Genomic DNA, 18299 nt, shown 5'->3' on the forward strand with positions numbered 1-18299 from the left:
GTTGCGGAACTCCTTTTTCCATTCGACGAACCCCTGCGTTCTCCATTTCGTTGAGAGGATCCGAATAAATGCACACCTTGCTGAAGCGCGCCACGGTGGTCACCGTGGCGGCGGCGTTCGCGTTCAGCACCGCGGCTCTGAGCGCCGGTGGCGCGCAGACCACGACCCCGGACGGGATCACTGACCAGAGCACCCTGGTCCGGCCGGTGGCCGAGGGCGAGAAGCCCGGTCCTTCCACGGCCATCGTGGGCGGCAGCCGCGTCACCTCCCCGGTGCCGTACATCGCCGCGCTGCACACCGGCAGCAGCTTCTCCTGCACGGCGTCGATCATCGCGCCGCGCTACGTGATCACGGCCAAGCACTGCGTGGGTTCGCCGAACCTCAACGTCCGCATCGGTTCGCTGACGCGTTCGTCCGGCGGCACGACGGCCAACGTCAGCCGGGTGATCAACGCGCCGGGCAACAACGACGTGTCGATCCTCCAGCTGTCCAAGGACGTCAACGCGACCTACCTGCGCGTGGCGGCGCAGGGCTCGCTGCGGGTCGGCACGACCGAGCGCGTCTACGGCTGGGGCTACCAGAACTCGAACTGGACGAACCTGCCGGAGAACCTCAAGACCTCCAACGGAAGCGTGACGCAGCTCAACTGTGCCACCAACTTCGGTGACATCGCGTGCATCCGCAACAACGGCGACACCTCCGGTGGTGACTCGGGCGGCCCGATGATCAACTCCGCCGGTGAGCTGATCGGTGTCTGCGCGATCGGCAACAAGCCGACCGACGGCAGCGGCTTCGGTGGCTACAACACCGTGGTCAGCTCGACGGTCCGCAACTGGATCCGGCAGACCGCGGGCGTCTGATCCCGTGATCACAGTGCCTGACCGGGGGTGATACCGCTGTGGCCCTCGCCGTCCCCACACGGCGAGGGCCACAGTGGCCGCGCCGGTCAGGTGGTCACTGGCCGAAGCAGAAGGCCTGGCTGCCGACGCTGTAGCACTGGACTTGTTTGCTGGTGGAGTGGGTGTGTCCGGCTTTGTCGGTCACTTTCAGTTCCGCTGTGTAGGTGGCTTGTTTGTTGGGGTACTTGTGCGACGAGGTGGTTCCGTTTCCGGTTGTGCCGTCGCCGTAGGCCCAGTTGTAGGTGGCGATGTCGTTGTCCGGGTCGGTGGAGCCGGTTCCGTTGAAGTTGCAGGTGTCCCACTGGCATTGCACGGTGAACGATGCGCGTGGTGCTTGTCCTTGTTGTTTGCCTGCGGTGATTTGTTTGGTTTCGGTGTCGGTTTTGCCTTCGTTGTCGGTGACGGTCAGTTCGACTGTGTAGGTCCCGGCTTGGCCGTAGGTGTGGGACGGTGTGGCGCCGGTGCCGTTCTGGTTGTCGCCGAACTTCCAGGCATAGGACGAGATCGAGCCGTTCGGGTCGCTGGAGCCGGAGGCGTCGAACGTGCACGACGGTTCGCTGGTCGAGCAGTTCGCGGTGAACGCCGCCGTCGGATTGCCCGGCTGGGAACCGCCTCCGCCCGTCAATGCCCATATCGTCCACGAGATCGCGTCGCTGTTGTGGCCGAGCGCTTCGTCGTTGATGTTGGACAAGGTGTCGCAGGACGCGTGGTAACAGCGGTCGTAGGCGACGTTGGCCTGCCCACCCCATTTGCTGACCTGGGCCTGGGTTTTGCGCTGTTCGGCGCCGGTGAAGATGCCGCCGGTCCTGATCCCGATCCGTTGGAAGGACGCGCTGTCGCTGCGACCGCCGACGCCCTGGCCCTCGGTCGGCCAGTTGATCGTGGCGAAGTAGTCGTTGATGGTCTTCTCGATCGCGTCGTCATCGTCGTTGTAGACGAAGTAGCCCGGGTTCGGCGAGCCGACCATGTCGAAGTTCAGGTACGCCTGGACGCGTGTCCGTTCCGCGGTGGGCAGGTTGGTGGCGTAGTACCGCGACCCGACCAGCCCGGCTTCCTCGTCGCCCCACCACGCGAAGCGAACAGTGACCTTCGGGTTGGGGTTGGCCTTGGCGAAAGCCTCGGCGACAGCGAGCACGGCGGCGGACCCGGAGCCGTTGTCGTTGATCCCCGGACCGGCACACACGCTGTCGAGGTGACCGCCCGCCATGATCACCTTGGTGGTGTCCTGGCCGGGCAGTTCGGCCAGCACGTTGCTGCTGCGTTTGCCGCCCGAGGCGGTGAACGGCTGCTCGGTCACGGTGTACCCGGCTGCTTCGGCCTTCTGTTTGACGTACGCGACCGAGCCGGTGTAGCCGCCGGACCCGGTGCAGCGGTTGCCGTTGCCCTGGTTCTGGGCGATGGTCTGGAACTGGTCGAGATGCGCCTTCACGGCTGCCGTGTCGATGTCCGGTGCGCCGTTGGGCAGTTCGGCCGCCAGTGCAGGGGCGGGATCCGGTGCGGCTGTGGCGATCACGGGATGTCCGAGCCCGATCACCGCCGCAGCGACCAGGATCGCTGTCGTCCGTTTCATGGGGTGGACTCTCCGGTCAGCCGGAACCCGGAAACAATCCGTACGGGTACGTAAACATGCGCCTTCTGCTATAGGTACCCGGCGACCGGGTATTAAAGCCGTAGGGCTACGGATAGATACCTTGATTGTTTCGTCACGTGCTCCTGTCGATGCTCGGTTGGTCGGCCACACCGTGTACCTGCATACGGTGAGCCGCTCACGCGAGGAGCACTGATGCGAACTAGACGAGCTTGGCTTGGTGGCGTCTCCGGGCTGGCCATCGCACTGTCCGCGCTGGTCACGGGAGTGCCGTCGGCCACGGCGGCACCGGAGTCACCCGCGTCGCGAGCTGTCAACCCGACCGACACCGCGCCCGACCCGCAGCCCAACGGCGGCCCGCACACGCAGATCGTCGGCGGCGAGAAGGCGTTCGTGAAGGACTACCCGTTCATCATCGCGATGCTGCGCGAGGGTGGTGCCCGGCCGATGGGCCAGACGTGCACCGCGGCTGTGGTCGCGAAGCGCGTCATCGTGACGGCCGCGCACTGCAAGGACGGCCAGGGCGCGAAGTCCATGTACTACGGCTCCGACGACCTGACTGTCGGCGGCGGGACGAAGATCGCGGTCAAGGAGTACCTGCAGCACCCGAACTACAGTCCGCCGAACGGCTGGCAGACCGGCTGGGACGTCGGCATCGTGGTCACCGAGACCGACATTCCCGTGCCCGCGGGCTACAAGTACCCGAGGGTCGCCGCGTCGGGCGACTCGGCGCTGACCGCGCCGGGCAAGAACGCTCTGCTGCTCGGCTACGGCCGCGTCCGTGACGGCGAGAACGAGTTCGGCCACCTCAAGCGCGTGGCCAGCTACCCGATCGTCAACGGCAGCAACACCTGTGGCTCCTTCGGCTCGTTCAACAACGACTACATGGTCTGTGGGGGTTACCAGGACGGTCACGACGGCATCTGCCAGGGTGACAGCGGCGGCCCGATGCTGGTGGACGGCGTGGTCGTCGGCGTCGCCTCATGGGTGCGAACCGGCTGCAACAGCTACGGCGCGTGGGGCCGGCTGACCGGCGTGATGGGCGACTGGGCGAACGAGCAGATCAAGAAGTTCGGCGACCCGGGCGAGCCCGGTGCACCGACGGCGGCGTTCACCGCGAACTGCTCGACCAGCGAACCGTCGTGCACGTTCGACGCCTCCGGCTCCAGCGACCCGAACGGCTCGATCTCGTCCTATGCCTGGAAGTTCGGCGACAACCAGAACGGCACCGGCGCCACACCGTCCCACACCTACGGCCAAGCCGGGACCTACACAGTCGAACTGACCGTCACCGACAACGAAGGCAAAACCGACACCGAAACCAAACAAATCACCGCAGGCAAACAACAAGGACAAGCACCACGCGCATCGTTCACCGTGCAATGCCAGTGGGACACCTGCAACTTCAACGGAACCGGCTCCACCGACCCGGACAACGACATCGCCACCTACAACTGGGCCTACGGCGACGGCACAACCGGAAACGGAACCACCTCGTCGCACAAGTACCCCAACAAACAAGCCACCTACACAGCGGAACTGAAAGTGACCGACAAAGCCGGACACACCCACTCCACCAGCAAACAAGTCCAGTGCTACAGCGTCGGCAGCCAGGCCTTCTGCTTCGGCCAGTGACAGCGTGACCGGGACAGGGCCCGCGCGGATCCAACGCGGGCCCTGCTTCACATCCGCGGGTAGTTGACCGGTCAGTCAAGTCCAGGCTACGGTTCGCCCCATGGCGGTGGTGTCCCGGGACCGGATTGTCCGGTCGGCAGCGAAGTTGTTCCTGACCAGGAGCTACACCTCGGTCGGGATCACGGACCTGTGCGCGGCTGCCGAAGTGCACAAGGGCAGCTTCTACCACTTCTTCCCGTCGAAGTCGGAGCTGGCCAAAGCAGTGATCGACCTGCACGCTGCCCAGTTCGACAAGCGCTTCGACGAGGCCGAGGACCACGGCATCCACGCCGTCGCGGGGGCGGTGGCGCACGTGCAGGGCGCGTTCGAGGAGCGCTTCGGACGGATCGTCGGGTGTCCGTTCGGGAACCTGGCCGCCGAGTTGTCGACCACGGACGACGAGCTGAGAGCGCACGTCGCCGCCGTCTTCGACCGGTGGGAAGAACGCCTCCGCCGGGCGTGCGAGCAGGCCGATCTGCGCGACGGCGTGGATCCCGGCCGGTTGGCCGAGCTGATCCTCGCCCAGATCCAGGGCCAGATCCTGATCGCGAAAGTCCGCCTGACGCCGGCCGGGGAGATAGCGGCGGGCGTCCGCGCGTTGATCAGCGCCCACCTGAGGGAGCAGGCATGACGGCAGTGGACTTCCACTTCGACCCGATGTGCCCGTTCGCCTACCAGACCTCGGTGTGGATCCGCGAGGTCCGCGACCAGCTCGGGATCACGGTCAACTGGCGCTTCTTCAGCCTGGAGGAAGTCAACCGCTTCGAAGGCAAGAAGCACCCGTGGGAACGTGAATGGTCCTACGGCTGGTCGCTGATGCGCATCGGCGCGCTGCTGCGCAGACGAGGCATGCGACACCTGGACACGTGGTACGCCCGCATAGGCGAGGCGCTGCACGTTCGCGGCGAGAAACCGCATGATCCGGCCGTCGCCAGGCAACTGCTGGACGACCCGGCGGCGCTCGACGAAGCGCTCCGCGACACGACCACTCACGACGAAGTCAGAAGTGACCACCATCGTGTGACGGACGCGGGTGGCTTCGGCGTCCCGACCTTGTTCTTTGCGGGAGAACGAGCGTTCTTCGGACCGGTGCTGGTCGACCCGCCGCGCGGCGCCGAAGCGGTGAAATTGTGGAACGTCGTCACCGGCATGGCCGACCTGCCGCACGTCTACGAACTGCGACGTCTCAAAGCCCCGGCCGACCACGAACTGATCGCCCGGACACTGCGGCCGTACCTCAGCGGCAGGGACTGGGTGAGCGTCAACCGCGGCGAGATCATCGACCTCCCGGGAGATCCGGCATGACCAAGGCGCAGACGGTGCAGGCCCTCGCAGAAGAGTGGTCGTCGATCGACAACCTCCTGGCAGAACTGCCAACGGCACACTGGGCAACACCGACATGCCTGCCCGGCTGGGCGGTCCAGGACGTCATCGCACACATCGTCGGCACCGAACTGAGCCTGACCGGCGAGCAAGCGCCAACGGACGAGACAGTCCGCGAACTCCCCCACGTGCACAACGACATCGGCGCGATGAACGAGTGCTGGGTGCGGTGGATGCGCGCCCAGTCCCCGGCGGAAGTACACAGGCGCTACCGGAAAGTCACGGCGACAAGGGCGGAAACGCTGGCCGCGATGTCCGAAGAGGACTTCAACGCTCCATCGTGGACACCAGCGGGACCGGGCACCTACGCGAGGTTCATGCGGATCCGCCTGTTCGACTGCTGGATGCACGAGCAGGACGTGCGCGAAGCGATCAACCGCCCCGGCAACGAATCCGGCCTGTGCGCGGAACTCGCGATCGAGGAGACAACAGCGGCACTGGGCTACATCGTCGGCAAGAAAGCACAAGCGCCACAGGGCACGTCGGTGACGATTGAGCTCACCGGCCCGGTCACGCGGCAAATGCACGTCCTGGTCGACGGCCGCGCGGCGCTGGTGGACACCCTGCCGGCCGAGGCGACCGCGACGCTGACGATGCCGTCGACGCTGTTCACAAGGGTGGCAGGTGGCCGGATCCCAGCGGAAATCGGACTGGCCGAAGCAACCACGAAAGGCGACAGGGAGCTGGCCGAACGGGTCGCACTGGGGCTGCGATTCACCATCTGAACCGTCGTGGATTGACGAATCTCAACGCGTGAGGTCGATGGTCACACGGACAGCCGTGCCGAAAAACACGGGGTCAACGTTCCTGCGCCGGAAGCTGGGCGCGAAACTGCGCCGCCTCCGCGAGGAAGCCGGGTGGACGCTGGGCGAAGCAGCCGCCGAGCTGGACAAGACGCGCAGCGCGTCGCAGCGGATCGAGTCAGGAGAGACGAGAGCGGACGCGCACCTGGTCCGCACGACGATGGACAAGTACGACGAGGACTTGGTGCGGCCGCACTACCGGCGGTCGAACTCCGCATCCCTCCGATGGCGCGCAGCGCTCCGGCGGTAGGCGTTGGGGCATTCATCCTCCTGGTGTTCCCGCAAGCGGAGGATGCCATGGCCCTTTACACCGAAGGCAGGGCAGGCGCGGCACATATCGAAGACCCCGAAAAGGTGCGCGAAGCTAAACTGGTCTTCGACCGGTTGCAGACTGAAGCACTCACTCCCTCTGCAGCAACGGCTCTTGTGACGAGCTCGCTTGCTTAGCCGCTGGTACCGCCGTGCGTGATTCCAAGGACCCGGCCGGGAACGCCCTCGTGTTCCCGGCCTCGCCTTGGCGCGCCTTCCTGACGACTGTCCCCGACAGCACTGCCAGTTCTGTCAACAGGTAGCGAGCATCTCCGCCAGGCCTTCGCGCTCTTTCGTGTCGACGGTCAGTTTGTAGTGCGCTTTCACTGTCACGTAGTTCTTGGCGTAGGTGCACCAGTAGCCCTTGACCGGTGGCTTCCACTCCGCCGCGTCCTTGTCACCCTTCGACCTGTTCGACGCCGCGGTCACGGCGAACAGCTGCGGGTTGCTCAGGTCGTTGGCGAACTGCTTGCGTTGCTCGTCCGTCCACCTCGCCGCGCCTGACCGCCATGCTTCGGCCAGCGGCACCACGTGGTCGATGTCGACGTCCGCCGCCTTCGTCATCACCACGCCGTCGTACGGGCTTGTCCATTTGCCTGACACCGCACGGCATTCGGCGTCCCGCTGCACCTGCGCGCCTTGGCGCTGCAGGACTATTTCCCTTGTGTCGCAGGAATCGCCTGTTCCCGCCCAGTGGGAGAAACGGTCGCGGCTGTAGCCGCTCATCGGCCCGGCCGGCGCCACGCCGAGGCTGTCCAGTTGCGCGGAGTCCACCGGGTCCGACGGCACCGCCGTCGACTCCGCTCTGTTGATCCACCAGATGGCGACCGCTACCAGCAACAACAACACGACCGCGCCGATACCGGCCGCGGTCGGAGGACGACTCCGGCTCACGTCGTCGATCTAAAACGATCAACGACGTGAGCCGGGTCAGGCGCGCCGGACTACACCGACAACATTTGGTCGAACAGCGACCTGTACCGCTGCATCACCACGCGCAGCCGCTCGGTGTCGTCGGTCTCCGCTCCGCTGCGCAACTCCTGTCTGTGGTTGTTCAGCTGGGCGGTCAGCGACTCCACCATCTGGTTCACTAACGTCTCCGCCTCGCGTACCGTCTCGCGTGGTTCGTCGACGAAGCTCGCCTGCAGTTCACGCCATTGCAGGCGGTACCGCTCGGCTTCGGTCTCCTCGAACAGCTTCGTCGTCTCCCCGGGGGCCGCGTGAGCCGCACGGGACGTGCGGTCCCGGTCCCGGGTGCGGTCCCGGGTGCGGTCCCGGTTGTCGACAGCTTCCGCTTCCGGCGCCCGGACTTCCTCAGCGCGAGCGTCGGGTTGTGTGCTGTCTTCCGGGGTTGCGTTCCGGGCCGTGCGGTCACGCGTTCGCGTGGACTCCGCCTGCGCTTCGTCACCCACGTTCTCGGGCCGGCCGTGCCGCCTGTCGTTGGGGTCGAATGTGGTCATGCGCGTTGAACCGCCTTCCGGGGCTTGTGTTCGAGCAGGTCGTCGACCACGTGGCGGTACGACACCATCGCCTTGCGCAGGTCGTCGGTCGACGCGTCCGGGCTGGACTGGATGTCGTGCGCGGAGCGGTAGTGCTCGACCGCACGCCCGTGTTCGACGGACAGGTCCGCCAGTTGCCGGTCGTAGCCCTCGGTCGGATATCCGAGATCCGCCACCACGATGTTCACCAGGCGTTCGGCTTCGGCGACCGACTCCGCGGGCGCCTCGACGAACCGTTCCTGGATGCGTGCCCATTCGCGGCGGTACTTCTCGTGGTTCTCGGGCGGGATGGGGTGGAGTTCCAGCTGGGAGTGCCGCCGTTCGCGGTCCGCGAGTTCCTTCTCCGCCGCGCGCCGGTCTTCCTTGCTCGACAGCACGCGGTCGTATTCCGATCCGAACCTGCTGCGCAGGCGTTGGCTGCGCATCCGCGGCATCAAAAAGAACACCGCTGCGGCGGCCACCAGCACCACCACGACGATGATGGCGATGATCGCACCCGTTGACATTGTGGGAACCTCCTCGAATCGAGGGTGTGACTGCAGGGTGCCCACGGTGATGATCACTACACGCGTCAGCGAGAATCGACCGGTGATCACGCGGCTCCGTACCCGTTATGCCTGGTTCGACCACCTCGCCAGGACCATCGACCGGTACGTGGAACACAACGCCTACCAGTACGCCGCGGCGATCACGTACTTCAGCGTGCTGTCAGTCGTGCCGGTGCTGATGGTCGGCCTGTCCACCGCCGGTTTCATCATCGCCGACGACAAGGAGGTCGCGGCCGACCTGCGCACGACCATCGTGCAGGCGCTGCCGTCCGGCCTCGACGGTTTCGCGACCGAGATCTACGACGGCGTTATCACGCAACGCGCCTCGCTCGGTGTGTTCGGTCTGGTGATCGGCTTGTACGCGGGTTGGGGCTGGATGAACGCGTTGCGGGACGCGCTGACCGCGATGTGGGAACTGGAACGGCCCGCGTTGCCGTTCTTCCGCACCATCCTGTGGGACCTGCTGGCACTGATGAGCCTCGGGGTGGCGCTGCTGGTGTCGTTCGCGCTGACCGCCGTCGGAAGCTGGCTCAACAGTTCTGTCCTGCGGTGGATCGGCATGAGCGACCAGCCGTGGGCGGGCACTGTCCTGTCTTTGCTGTCCGTTCCGCTGGCGATTCTCGCCGACTGGCTGGTTTTCCTGTGGGTGCTGGTCCGGCTGCCGCGGGCCAAGGTGAACACGCACAAGGCCGTGCGCGGCGCGCTGGCCGCGGCGATCGGATTCGAGTTCCTCAAGATCGGCGCGAACCTGTACCTGAGCCTGCTCGGCCGCTCCCCCACGAGCAAGGCGTTCGGCTCGGTGATCGGTCTGCTCGTGTTCATCTACCTCGTGGCGCGCCTGTTGTTGCTGGTCGCGGCCTGGATAGCGACCAGCAGGACCCCCGCCGAACGCCAGCCCGACAGTGCCCCGGGGTACCTTGAACGCACCACCGCCACGCCTGCGGCACCGCTGCCGGGGCTGGCGACCGCTGGATGGCTGGTGGCGACAGGCGCCGTGGCGGCCTTGTGGCTCCAGCGCATATTCCGGCAGCGACCACGCAAGACACGGCCGAAGTAGGGAGACAAGGTGTCCGACAACGACGTGGTCCAGATCGAACTGGAACGTCATGAGTCGGCGGTGACCGTCGCGCACGTGACCGGGGATATCGACCTGGCGTCGGCCGACGTGTTCCGTGAGCGCCTCGCCGACACCCTGACCAGCGGCGACGCCTTCGTGCTCGACCTGGACGGCGTGACGTTCATGGGTTCGCTCGGGTTCTCGGCGCTGGTGGAGGCGCATCACGAGACCGAACGCCGCAACATCAGGTGGGGCATCGTCGCGGGCAGTTCGCCGATCAGCCGCCCGCTGAAGATCACCGGGCTCGAGCAGGTCCTGCCGATCTACCCGTCGGTGCCCGACGCGCTCGCCGCGCTCGCGATCAGTACGGCTGAATAGCCAGCAGGGCGATGTCGTCGTGATCGTTGCCGCCCAGCCATTCCCGCACGCTTGAGTTGATCTTGGCGAGGATGGCGTCGAGCGGCATCCCCACACAACCGGCCAGCAACTCGTGCAACCTATGCTCGTCGTACATCTCGTCGCCGGACGGGCCGCCCCTGGCCTCGCTGATCCCGTCGGTGTAAAGCAGGCACACGTCACCGCGGTTGAGCTCGATCAACTCCTGGCCGAACTTCGCCGCCGCGGTCACCCCGACCAGCATCCCCGGGATGATCACCTCTTCCACCCGGCCGTCCCTGCGCAGCACCAGCGGGCTCGGGTGGCCGCCGGACCCCAGCGCCAGCCGCATCGTGTCGGCGCCGCGCGCGACCAGCGAACCGATGACCAGGCTGGCGAACCGGCTGCGTCCGGTGGCCAGCAAAGCCTGGTTGACCAGGTCCAGCAGCCGCTGCGGCTCCTGTTCGACCAGGTGCAGGGCGCTGAGGGCGTGCCGGATGCTGCCGGTCAGCGCCGCCGCCTCGGGACCGTTGCCGCACACGTCACCCAGCAGGAACAGCAGCGTCCCGTCCGACCGCGGGTGCACGTCGTAGAAGTCGCCGCCGACCCGCAGCGGGCCGTCCGCCGGGCGGTAGAGCGCGGCCATCCGCGCGCCCGGCACGCTCGGCAACTCGGCCGGGTGCAGCGTGGTTTCGAGGCCTTCGATCGCGGCGCGCTGCCTGCCGTGCTCAGCGGCGGCGCCGAGGGCGGCACCGGCCCGGACCGCGAACTCGCACACCACGTTCTCGTCCGGCTCGGCCAGCGTCTCGCCACGGGCCAGGATCAGCACGCCGGGCGTGTCCTCGTCGGCGACCAGCGGCACCACGCAGATCTCAGGGTGCTCCACGAGCACGTCGCGCAACGAGCCAGGAATGGCCTCCACCTCGGCGCGCGGCACCCGCCTGACCGTGGTCTGGGTCGCGAACATGGCTCTGGCCAGCACCGGAGCCACCGACGGCGTCAACCGGCGGACCTTGCCGTGGCTGGATTTGCCGTCCAGGACGTGGCACCACCACTCCCAGCGACCACGGGACGCCGGCAGCAGCACGACGGCGCGCTCGCCCAGCACCGGGCTGGCGAGCTCGGCGACAGCGGTGGCCGTCACGCCGACGTCCAGACTGCCGCAGAGCCTGCCACCCACCTCGGCGAGAAAAGCCGCGTCACCCTGCCGGGCAACGGCCGGACGGGCCGATGCCGCCGCATCGGTCATCCCGCACCTCGCTGACGCTTCGGCAACTACTGCTCAGGCTAAACCGTAGCGCCTGGCCCACGGGCGCTGACGGACATGGCAAGGTTAGACACTGAACGTCGCCTCGATCCGAGGAGCAGTACCCGTGACTACGCACATCAACCACGAGTCAGTCGGCCAGGATGGCGAGGACACGACGCTGGACCGGGTACTCGCCGCGATGGAGGACCTGCGTGAAGGCAATTTCCGGCGCCGGATCGTCGCCGTCGGCGACGGCCGTTCGGCGCGCCTGGCCGCGGCCTTCAACGAGATCGCGGAACGTAACCAGCTGCTGGTGAACGAGCTGCTGCGGGTCCGCGACAGCGTCGCCAGCGAGGGCGTGTTGCACGAGCGGCTGCGCACAGTGGGCGGCTCGGGCGGCTGGGGCGTCGCCACCGACGTGGTCAACGAGCTGATGGACCACCTGACCAAGCCGACCGTCGAGATCAACCACGTGCTGAAGTCGGTCGCGGAAGGCGATCTGACCCAGCGGATGCCGCTGGAGTTCGACGGCCGGTCGCTCAGCGGTGACGTGCTGGAGCTCGCGCAGACGGTGAACCGGATGGTCGACCAGCTCTCGCTGTTCGCGACCGAGGTGACCAGGGTCGGCCGGGAGATCGGCACCGAGGGCATCCTCGGTGGTCGTGCCCAGGTGCCGGGCGGCGTCGGGATCTGGCGTGACCTGACCGACTCGGTGAACCTGATGGCGGGCAACCTGACCGATCAGGTGCGTGACATCGCGCGTGTCGCGACGGCGGTCGCGCGCGGCGACCTGACCCAGAAGATCGCTGTCGGTGCGCGTGGCGAGATCCTGGAGCTCAAGAACACCCTCAACACCATGGTCGACCAGCTCTCGTCCTTCGCCGAAGAGGTCACGCGTGTGTCGCGTGAGGTCGGCACCGAGGGCGTTCTGGGTGGTCAGGCGCAGGTGCCCGGGGTCGCCGGGACGTGGCGCGACCTCACCGACTCGGTGAACCTGATGGCGGGCAACCTGACCGAACAGGTCCGCAAGATCGCCACCGTGGCCACGGCCGTGGCGCGCGGCGACCTGACCCAGAAGATCAACGTCGACGCCCGCGGCGAGATCCTCGAACTCAAGAACACCCTCAACACCATGGTCGACCAGCTCTCCGCCTTCGCCGAGGAAGTCACGCGTGTCGCGCGTGAGGTCGGCACGGACGGCATCCTGGGTGGTCAGGCGACCGTTCCCGGCGTCGGCGGGACGTGGCGCGACCTCACCGACTCGGTGAACTTCATGGCGGGCAACCTGACCGACCAGGTCCGCAGCATCGCGACCGTCGCGACCGCCGTGCAGCGCGGCGACCTCACGCAGAAGATCAACGTCGACGCCCGCGGCGAGATCCTCGAACTCAAGAACACCCTCAACACCATGGTCGACCAGCTCTCCGCCTTCGCCGACGAGGTCACGCGCGTGGCCCGCGAGGTCGGCAGCGACGGACGGCTGGGTGGTCAGGCGCAGGTGCCCGGGGTCGCCGGGACGTGGCGTGAGCTGACGAACTCCGTGAACTTCATGGCGTCCAACCTGACCGAGCAGGTCCGCAACATCGCCACGGTGACCACCGCGGTGGCTCGCGGCGACCTGACCCAGAAGATCAACGTCGACGCCCGCGGCGAGATCCTCGAACTCAAGAACACCCTCAACACCATGGTCGACCAGCTCTCCGCCTTCGCCGACGAGGTCACGCGCGTCGCCCGCGAGGTCGGCACGGAGGGCAAGCTGGGCGGTCAGGCGCAGGTCCGTGGCGTGGCGGGGACGTGGAAGGACCTCACCGACAACGTCAACGTGATGGCCGAGAACCTGACCACGCAGGTCCGCAGCATCGCGACCGTGGCCAACGCCGTGGCAGGCGGTGACCTGGGCAAGAAGATCTCCGTCGAGGCCAGCGGTGAGATCGCCGACCTGGCCGAGACGATGAACGGCATGGTCGACACGCTCCGCGCGTTCGGTGACGAGGTCACCCGCGTGGCCCGCGAGGTCGGCACCGAGGGCATCCTCGGCGGCCAGGCGCGTGTGCCCAACGTGGCGGGCACGTGGAAAGAGCTGACCGACAACGTCAACGTGATGGCCGAGAACCTGACCACGCAGGTCCGCAACATCGCCCAGGTGACCACGGCCGTGGCCAACGGTGACCTGTCGCGGAAGATCGACGTGACCGCGCGCGGCGAGATCCTCGAGCTGAAGACGACGCTCAACAGCATGGTCGACCGGCTGTCGTCGTTCGCCCAGGAGGTCACACGTGTCGCGCGTGAAGTCGGCACCGAGGGCAAACTCGGCGGCCAGGCCAACGTGGTCGACGTGTCCGGCACGTGGCAGCGGCTGACGGAGAACGTCAACCAGCTGGCGGGCAACCTGACCACGCAGGTGCGTGCGATCGGCGCGGTCGCCACGGCTGTCACAGCCGGCGACCTGACCAGGCAGATCACCGTGGACGCGTCCGGTGAGCTGGAGGACCTGAAGAACAACATCAACCAGATGATCGTCACCCTCAAGGAGACGACCAGGATCAACGAGGAACAGGACTGGCTGAAGACCAACCTGGCGCGGATCTCCGGGTTGATGCAGGGCCACCGGGACCTCGGCGCGGTCGCGTCGCTGATCCTGAGCGAACTGGCGCCGTTGATCCGTGCCCAGTACGGCGCGGTGTTCCTGGCCGAGAACGCGGACGCGGGCACGTGGCTGCGCCGGATCGCCGCGTACGGCCGGTCCGAGACGGACGGCCCGCTGAAGTTCGAACTCGGCGAGTCGCTCGTCGGCCAGGCCGCCGCGGACAAGCGGACCATCGTGATGACCGGTGCGCCCGCCGACTACATCAAGGTCTCGTCCGGGCTGGGCTCGACGTCGCCGAAGAACGTGATCGACCTGCCGGTGCTGTTCGAGGGCCAGGTCCTCGGCGTGATCGAACTGGCGTCGGTGAACGAGTTCAGCCGCGTCCACCACGACCTGCTCGACCAGCTCAAGGAAACCATCGGCGTGAACATGAACACGCTGCTGGCCAACTCGCGCACCGAAGCCCTGCTGGCCGAGTCGCAGCGCCTGACGCGGGAGCTGCGCGCCCGGTCCGAGCAGCTGCAGGCCCAGCAGGACGAACTGCAGAGCTCCAACACCGAACTGGCCGAGAAAGCGACGCTGCTGGCCAGGCAGAACCGCGACATCGAGGTGAAGAACTCCGAGATCGAGCAGGCCCGCCAGGAACTGGAGGACCGGGCGCGGCAGCTGGCGACGGCGTCGAAGTACAAGTCCGAGTTCATGGCGAACATGTCGCACGAGCTGCGCACGCCGTTGAACAGCGCGCTGATCCTGGCGAAGTTGCTGAGCGACAACCTGGAAGGCAACCTGACGCCCCGGCAGCGCGAGTTCGCCAAGACGATCCACTCGGCGGGCAGCGACCTGCAGCAGCTGATCGACGACATCCTCGACCTGACGAAGGTCGAAGCCGGGCACCTGGAGTTGCAGGTCAACGACTTCGCGCTGCCGGAGCTGGTGAGCTACGTCGAGGCGCTGTGCCGTCCGCTGACCGGCGAGAAAGGCCTGGACTTCTCGGTGATCGTGGAGCCGTCGGTGCCGCCGACGCTGCACACCGACGAGCACCGCCTGCAGCAGATCCTGCGCAACCTGCTGTCCAACGCGGTGAAGTTCACCCACGAGGGCCGCGTGGAACTGCGGATCACGATGGTCGACCCGGCGATGATGAAGACCGCCCGGATGCGGTCGGCCGACGCCGTGGTCGCGTTCGCCGTGGAGGACACGGGAATCGGTATCCCGCAGGACAAACTGGCGGTGATCTTCGAAGCCTTCCAGCAGGCGGACGGGACCACGAGCCGCAAGTACGGCGGGACCGGTCTCGGGCTGTCGATCTCCCGGCAGCTGACCCAGCTGCTGGGCGGTGAGCTGCACGTGACCAGCGAACCGGGCTCGGGCAGCATCTTCACGCTGTACCTGGCCGTGTCCCAGCCGGAGCAGGCCGTCGTGCACCAGCCGCTGGTGGTGGAAAGCGCGCCGCTGGAAGACGAGGACGAGGACCCCAGCGCCACCCTGTCGATCCGGTTCCACGGCGAGAAGATCCTCATCGTCGACGACGACCTGCGCAACGTCTTCGCCCTGACAGCGATGCTGGAACAACACGGCCTCGACGCGGTGTACGCGGACAACGGCGTGGCCGGCGTGCGTGCTTTGGAGCAGTACAAGGACATCGCGCTGGTGCTGATGGACGTGATGATGCCGGAGCTGGACGGGAACTCGACCATCGCGGCGATCCGTGAGATGTCGTCGCACCAGGACCTGCCGGTGATCGCCGTGACCGCCAAGGCCATGCCCGAGGACCGGGAACGGACTCTGGCCGCGGGCGCGGACGACTACGTGACCAAACCCGTGAACAACAACAGGTTGCTGCGCCTGATCGCCAAGCACTTGGACGTGGAGGAGAACTAGACAGCCCAGAGGCGGAGCGTGTTGTCGTCGGCGCCGCAGCTCGCGATCACGTGACTGTCGGGGCTGAACCGGACCGTGGCCACGGTGCCGTGGTGCCAGCCCAGCTCCCTGAGGGGCACCCCATGTCCCGGTCTGGTACACCGTCCGTGACCGGCGAACAACACCACGCCCCCTGACTGCCGTGAACGGGTACGCGAGTTCGCGCTACACCTTCACGGTGACCCAGCGAGACGAACCACCGCCGCAGGGCGACAGAACAACGAGGGCGTTGGCTTCGCCGGTGGAGTTCAGGCACGAGTTCGTCGAGACGTGCTTGATCCACGTGCGACTGCCGTTCGTACTCCAGTCCTGGAACTCGCCCCCGTCGCACGGGAATGTGCCGACGAAGGGATCCCCGTAGTCCAGGCAGCGCAGTGGCTTCGCGTTGCCCTGGGGAATGAAGTGACCGCCCACGATCCGCCACTTCTGGGTGGCCGCGCCGACGCAGTCGCGGGTGAACACGTCGTTGCGGGGCTCCTGCAAGTTGTTGGCCGTCAGACAGCGCCCGGTGTTCCCGTTCTTGACGAGGTAGATGTTGTCCGCCGCAGCCGCGGTACCTGCTCCCTGTACCACGCCGAACAGCAAGGCCGACGCGAACGCCGCTGCCGCTCCCACGCCCGCGAGCCGACGCGACGTTGCTGTGAGTCCCATGGTGAGTCCCTCCGATCAGAGATCATCGACTTCTCTTCAATCTGAAGGGAATTATGGGATTCCCACTACACCGCAACCACATTCCGCCCACATCGCGTTTGCCGGGGTCAGGACAGCCGCTGCGTCAAGTGCACTGTCACCTCGTCACCGAGGCCCTTGCCGATGAGTTTCCGGAACGGCGCGCGTAACGGCATCATGTGCACGCCTCCGCCGATCGGCAACATGGCCGCCTGGTAGTCGTGGCCGTCGACGGTCCCGGACACCTTGACGGCGTTGCCCGTGCCGAAGAACTCGGCCGAGCCGGGCATCTGCACGCAGGGCCAGTTGCTGTTGGCGTCGGCGACGATCGCCGCTGTGAACGTCTTGTCGAGCGTGCTGGTCTCAGCCATGGTTGATTCCTCCGTCTTTCGTGATCTGCGGGACGCCCGGTCCCGTCAACTCGTTGGGGGCGACCGGTCGTCCGGACACTGCGAGCAGCAGCGCCAGCGCCGTACCACGCACCTCCGGCCCGGCGCCGTGGTCGAACGCGAAATCGATACCGGAGTCGTCGCCGGAGTCCGTCGCGACCAGTCGCAGGCCCTGTGCCCGCTCCTTGCCGCCACCGGTCGAGACCCCTGTTCCGAGCTGGAAACGCAACGCGGCGACGACGTGGTCGACTGGGTACTCCCGTTTGATGCCAAGCGGTCGGCGGATGTCCTCGCCGTGCACGAACGTCTCCACCAGCCGCGTCGCCTTCGGCACCGGGGCGCTGGTCGTCCGGTGGCTCACGGCGCGGAACGCGTCGAGCGTGCGCCGCGGATCGTCGGCCCGTTCCCGTGCGACCGCGTTGTTGTTGTAGCGGTCGAAGTCGAAACGGGCGGCGGCGAACTGCCGCACGAAGCCGAAGTACGTGGTCTTGGCGTCGTCCACCAGGTGCGCCAGCACGTCGTGGACGTCCCAGCCGGGACACAGCGACGGCGTGGCCCACTGCTCGGCGGGGAGGTTCTCCAGGTCCTGGACCAACGCGTCGCGTTCGGCGTGGACCACGGTCCAGATCTCGTGCACGGCTCCCCCTCATGTCCGGTCGCTAACTGAACTGAACTGTACAGGACAGTTCATCTGTACTCAAGGGTTCAGTTAACGGTATGATCGGGCCGTGACACCAACGGGCAAGCGCGCCGAGCGCAACAGGCAGGCCATCGTCGCCGCAGCCCGCGACCTGTTCATCCGCGAGGGATTCGACGCGGGCATGGACCAGATCGCGGCAGCGGCGGCCGTGTCCAAGGTGACGGTGTACAACCACTTCACCAGCAAGGAGGAACTGTTCACCGAGGTCGTCAGCCAGGCGATGGGAGAGGCGCACACGACGATGGCCGAGGTCCGCACCCGCCTCGCCGACACCGGCGACATCCGTGAAGCCCTGCTGCGGACCGCACGCGCGCTGACCGAAGCGGCCACCGATCCCGCGCGGATGGCCCTGCGCAACCTCGTCACCGCCGAACTGCGCCGGTTCCCCGACCTCGGCAAGGCCTACCAGCAACAGGGTCCGGCGCACTCCGCCTACGCGCTGGGGCAGCTGTTCGGCGACCTGTGCGAACGCGGCCACCTGCGGATCGCGGACATCGAAGTGGCGGTGATCCAATTCTTCAGCCTGACGATCTATCCCCACCTGATCGTCGGCTCCATAGGCGCCAGCCTCCCAGCCGGCCTGGCCGACCGCGTGATCACCGAAGGCGTCGAGGTGTTCCTGAGCCACTACAAGGGCAGCATGTAACTTG

General features: G+C 66.8%; 20 protein-coding genes and 1 pseudogene. 12 read left to right on the forward strand and 9 right to left on the reverse strand.

Annotated features, from left to right (window positions below):
- Positions 1-68: 68 nt before the first annotated feature.
- Positions 69-860 (forward strand): S1 family peptidase, encoded by a 792-nt coding sequence (locus AOZ06_RS33410; RefSeq protein ID WP_054293034.1) that lies wholly within the window; start codon positions 69-71, stop codon positions 858-860.
- Between the two features lie 94 nt (positions 861-954).
- Here the strand turns inward: AOZ06_RS33410 and AOZ06_RS53185 are convergent, their stop codons facing one another.
- Positions 955-2469 carry a M20/M25/M40 family metallo-hydrolase gene (locus tag AOZ06_RS53185; RefSeq protein ID WP_063810160.1) on the reverse strand — a complete coding sequence of 505 codons (1515 nt, stop codon included), beginning with the start codon at positions 2467-2469 and terminating at the stop codon, positions 955-957.
- Between the two features lie 213 nt (positions 2470-2682).
- On the opposite strand from AOZ06_RS53185, the gene AOZ06_RS33420 reads away from it, so the two are divergent.
- The 7 genes and pseudogenes from AOZ06_RS33420 to AOZ06_RS60500 all read left to right on the forward strand — a co-directional run.
- On the forward strand, positions 2683-4122 hold the full coding sequence (locus tag AOZ06_RS33420; protein ID WP_083472098.1) for a PKD domain-containing protein: 1440 nt from the start codon (positions 2683-2685) through the stop codon (positions 4120-4122).
- Positions 4123-4222: 100 nt separating this feature from the next.
- Positions 4223-4792: a TetR/AcrR family transcriptional regulator gene (locus AOZ06_RS33425; protein ID WP_054293036.1), complete on the forward strand. Its 570-nt coding sequence runs from the start codon at positions 4223-4225 to the stop codon at positions 4790-4792.
- Positions 4789-5466, forward strand: coding sequence for a mycothiol-dependent nitroreductase Rv2466c family protein (locus AOZ06_RS33430; protein WP_054293037.1), 678 nt, complete (start codon positions 4789-4791; stop codon positions 5464-5466). The genes AOZ06_RS33425 and AOZ06_RS33430 overlap by 4 nt, the downstream gene beginning before the upstream one ends.
- Positions 5463-6269, forward strand: a complete 807-nt coding sequence (locus tag AOZ06_RS33435) for a maleylpyruvate isomerase family mycothiol-dependent enzyme (protein WP_054293038.1) — start codon at positions 5463-5465, stop codon at positions 6267-6269. Before AOZ06_RS33430 ends, AOZ06_RS33435 begins: the two co-directional genes overlap by 4 nt.
- A 55-nt stretch (positions 6270-6324) precedes the next feature.
- The gene (locus AOZ06_RS33440) at positions 6325-6597 is read left to right on the forward strand and encodes a helix-turn-helix domain-containing protein (protein WP_218921820.1); all 273 of its coding nucleotides are present in this window, start codon (positions 6325-6327) and stop codon (positions 6595-6597) included.
- Entirely contained in the window at positions 6573-6794 is a 222-nt protein-coding gene (locus AOZ06_RS62270) for a Scr1 family TA system antitoxin-like transcriptional regulator (RefSeq protein WP_225952964.1), read from the forward strand. The genes AOZ06_RS33440 and AOZ06_RS62270 overlap by 25 nt, the downstream gene beginning before the upstream one ends.
- A pseudogene (locus tag AOZ06_RS60500) lies at positions 6761-6919 on the forward strand (DUF397 domain-containing protein); the annotation flags it as partial. The gene AOZ06_RS62270 and the pseudogene AOZ06_RS60500, both read left to right, overlap by 34 nt.
- On the opposite strand, the gene AOZ06_RS33445 reads toward AOZ06_RS60500, so the two are convergent.
- The 3 genes from AOZ06_RS33445 to AOZ06_RS33455 are packed head-to-tail and all read right to left on the reverse strand — an operon-like array spanning position 6909 to position 8661.
- Positions 6909-7550 (reverse strand): HNH endonuclease family protein, encoded by a 642-nt coding sequence (locus AOZ06_RS33445; protein ID WP_083472099.1) that lies wholly within the window; start codon positions 7548-7550, stop codon positions 6909-6911. The pseudogene AOZ06_RS60500 and the gene AOZ06_RS33445 overlap by 11 nt on opposite strands.
- A gap of 50 nt (positions 7551-7600) precedes the next feature.
- Complete coding sequence (locus AOZ06_RS33450) at positions 7601-8116, reverse strand: hypothetical protein (protein WP_054293040.1); 516 nt, start codon at positions 8114-8116, stop codon at positions 7601-7603.
- The gene (locus tag AOZ06_RS33455; protein ID WP_054293041.1) at positions 8113-8661 is read right to left on the reverse strand and encodes a hypothetical protein; all 549 of its coding nucleotides are present in this window, start codon (positions 8659-8661) and stop codon (positions 8113-8115) included. Before AOZ06_RS33455 ends, AOZ06_RS33450 begins: the two co-directional genes overlap by 4 nt.
- A gap of 82 nt (positions 8662-8743) precedes the next feature.
- Between AOZ06_RS33455 and AOZ06_RS33460 the strand changes: the two genes are divergently transcribed.
- Together AOZ06_RS33460 and AOZ06_RS33465 are read left to right on the forward strand one after the other, a co-directional pair.
- On the forward strand, positions 8744-9760 hold the full coding sequence (locus AOZ06_RS33460) for a YihY/virulence factor BrkB family protein (protein ID WP_236951827.1): 1017 nt from the start codon (positions 8744-8746) through the stop codon (positions 9758-9760).
- A 9-nt stretch (positions 9761-9769) separates the two neighbouring features.
- The gene (locus AOZ06_RS33465; RefSeq protein ID WP_054293043.1) at positions 9770-10138 is read left to right on the forward strand and encodes an STAS domain-containing protein; all 369 of its coding nucleotides are present in this window, start codon (positions 9770-9772) and stop codon (positions 10136-10138) included.
- Here the strand turns inward: AOZ06_RS33465 and AOZ06_RS33470 are convergent.
- Positions 10122-11384 carry a PP2C family protein-serine/threonine phosphatase gene (locus AOZ06_RS33470; RefSeq protein WP_054293044.1) on the reverse strand — a complete coding sequence of 421 codons (1263 nt, stop codon included), beginning with the start codon at positions 11382-11384 and terminating at the stop codon, positions 10122-10124. The two genes, AOZ06_RS33465 and AOZ06_RS33470, sit on opposite strands and share 17 nt — an antisense overlap.
- Positions 11385-11583: 199 nt before the next feature.
- Between AOZ06_RS33470 and AOZ06_RS33475 the strand changes: the two genes are divergently transcribed.
- Positions 11584-15852: a HAMP domain-containing protein gene (locus AOZ06_RS33475; RefSeq protein WP_054297099.1), complete on the forward strand. Its 4269-nt coding sequence runs from the start codon at positions 11584-11586 to the stop codon at positions 15850-15852.
- Here AOZ06_RS33475 and AOZ06_RS57015 read toward each other — a convergent pair.
- The 4 genes from AOZ06_RS57015 to AOZ06_RS33490 form a co-directional block, all read right to left on the reverse strand.
- Complete coding sequence (locus tag AOZ06_RS57015) at positions 15849-15971, reverse strand: WD40 repeat domain-containing protein (protein WP_169799015.1); 123 nt, start codon at positions 15969-15971, stop codon at positions 15849-15851. The two genes, AOZ06_RS33475 and AOZ06_RS57015, sit on opposite strands and share 4 nt — an antisense overlap.
- 85 nt (positions 15972-16056) lie before the next feature.
- Entirely contained in the window at positions 16057-16542 is a 486-nt protein-coding gene (locus AOZ06_RS33480; protein ID WP_054293045.1) for an RICIN domain-containing protein, read from the reverse strand.
- A 107-nt stretch (positions 16543-16649) separates the two neighbouring features.
- Positions 16650-16931, reverse strand: coding sequence for a DUF1905 domain-containing protein (locus tag AOZ06_RS33485; protein ID WP_054293046.1), 282 nt, complete (start codon positions 16929-16931; stop codon positions 16650-16652).
- Positions 16924-17586, reverse strand: coding sequence for a maleylpyruvate isomerase family mycothiol-dependent enzyme (locus tag AOZ06_RS33490; RefSeq protein ID WP_054293047.1), 663 nt, complete (start codon positions 17584-17586; stop codon positions 16924-16926). Before AOZ06_RS33490 ends, AOZ06_RS33485 begins: the two co-directional genes overlap by 8 nt.
- Positions 17587-17677: 91 nt before the next feature.
- Between AOZ06_RS33490 and AOZ06_RS33495 the strand changes: the two genes are divergently transcribed.
- Positions 17678-18295 (forward strand): TetR/AcrR family transcriptional regulator, encoded by a 618-nt coding sequence (locus AOZ06_RS33495; RefSeq protein WP_054293048.1) that lies wholly within the window; start codon positions 17678-17680, stop codon positions 18293-18295.
- Positions 18296-18299 lie beyond the last annotated feature (4 nt).

It is taken from the genome of Kibdelosporangium phytohabitans (genome assembly GCF_001302585.1).
GTDB classification, from domain to species: domain Bacteria; phylum Actinomycetota; class Actinomycetes; order Mycobacteriales; family Pseudonocardiaceae; genus Kibdelosporangium; species Kibdelosporangium phytohabitans.

What these genes read in the sequence shown, in the direction of transcription:
- AOZ06_RS33450 (WP_054293040.1), bottom strand. Translation starts at nt 8,116, where the DNA reads ATGACCACATTCGACCCCAACGACAGGCGGCACGGCCGGCCCGAGAAC.
- AOZ06_RS33435 (WP_054293038.1), top strand. Translation starts at nt 5,463, where the DNA reads ATGACCAAGGCGCAGACGGTGCAGGCCCTCGCAGAAGAGTGGTCGTCG.
- AOZ06_RS33410 (WP_054293034.1), top strand. Translation starts at nt 69, where the DNA reads ATGCACACCTTGCTGAAGCGCGCCACGGTGGTCACCGTGGCGGCGGCG.
- AOZ06_RS62270 (WP_225952964.1), top strand. Translation starts at nt 6,573, where the DNA reads ATGGCGCGCAGCGCTCCGGCGGTAGGCGTTGGGGCATTCATCCTCCTG.
- AOZ06_RS33470 (WP_054293044.1), bottom strand. Translation starts at nt 11,384, where the DNA reads ATGACCGATGCGGCGGCATCGGCCCGTCCGGCCGTTGCCCGGCAGGGT.
- AOZ06_RS33430 (WP_054293037.1), top strand. Translation starts at nt 4,789, where the DNA reads ATGACGGCAGTGGACTTCCACTTCGACCCGATGTGCCCGTTCGCCTAC.
- AOZ06_RS33420 (WP_083472098.1), top strand. Translation starts at nt 2,683, where the DNA reads ATGCGAACTAGACGAGCTTGGCTTGGTGGCGTCTCCGGGCTGGCCATC.
- AOZ06_RS33475 (WP_054297099.1), top strand. Translation starts at nt 11,584, where the DNA reads ATGGAGGACCTGCGTGAAGGCAATTTCCGGCGCCGGATCGTCGCCGTC.
- AOZ06_RS53185 (WP_063810160.1), bottom strand. Translation starts at nt 2,469, where the DNA reads ATGAAACGGACGACAGCGATCCTGGTCGCTGCGGCGGTGATCGGGCTC.
- AOZ06_RS33425 (WP_054293036.1), top strand. Translation starts at nt 4,223, where the DNA reads ATGGCGGTGGTGTCCCGGGACCGGATTGTCCGGTCGGCAGCGAAGTTG.
- AOZ06_RS33480 (WP_054293045.1), bottom strand. Translation starts at nt 16,542, where the DNA reads ATGGGACTCACAGCAACGTCGCGTCGGCTCGCGGGCGTGGGAGCGGCA.
- AOZ06_RS33455 (WP_054293041.1), bottom strand. Translation starts at nt 8,661, where the DNA reads ATGTCAACGGGTGCGATCATCGCCATCATCGTCGTGGTGGTGCTGGTG.
- AOZ06_RS33485 (WP_054293046.1), bottom strand. Translation starts at nt 16,931, where the DNA reads ATGGCTGAGACCAGCACGCTCGACAAGACGTTCACAGCGGCGATCGTC.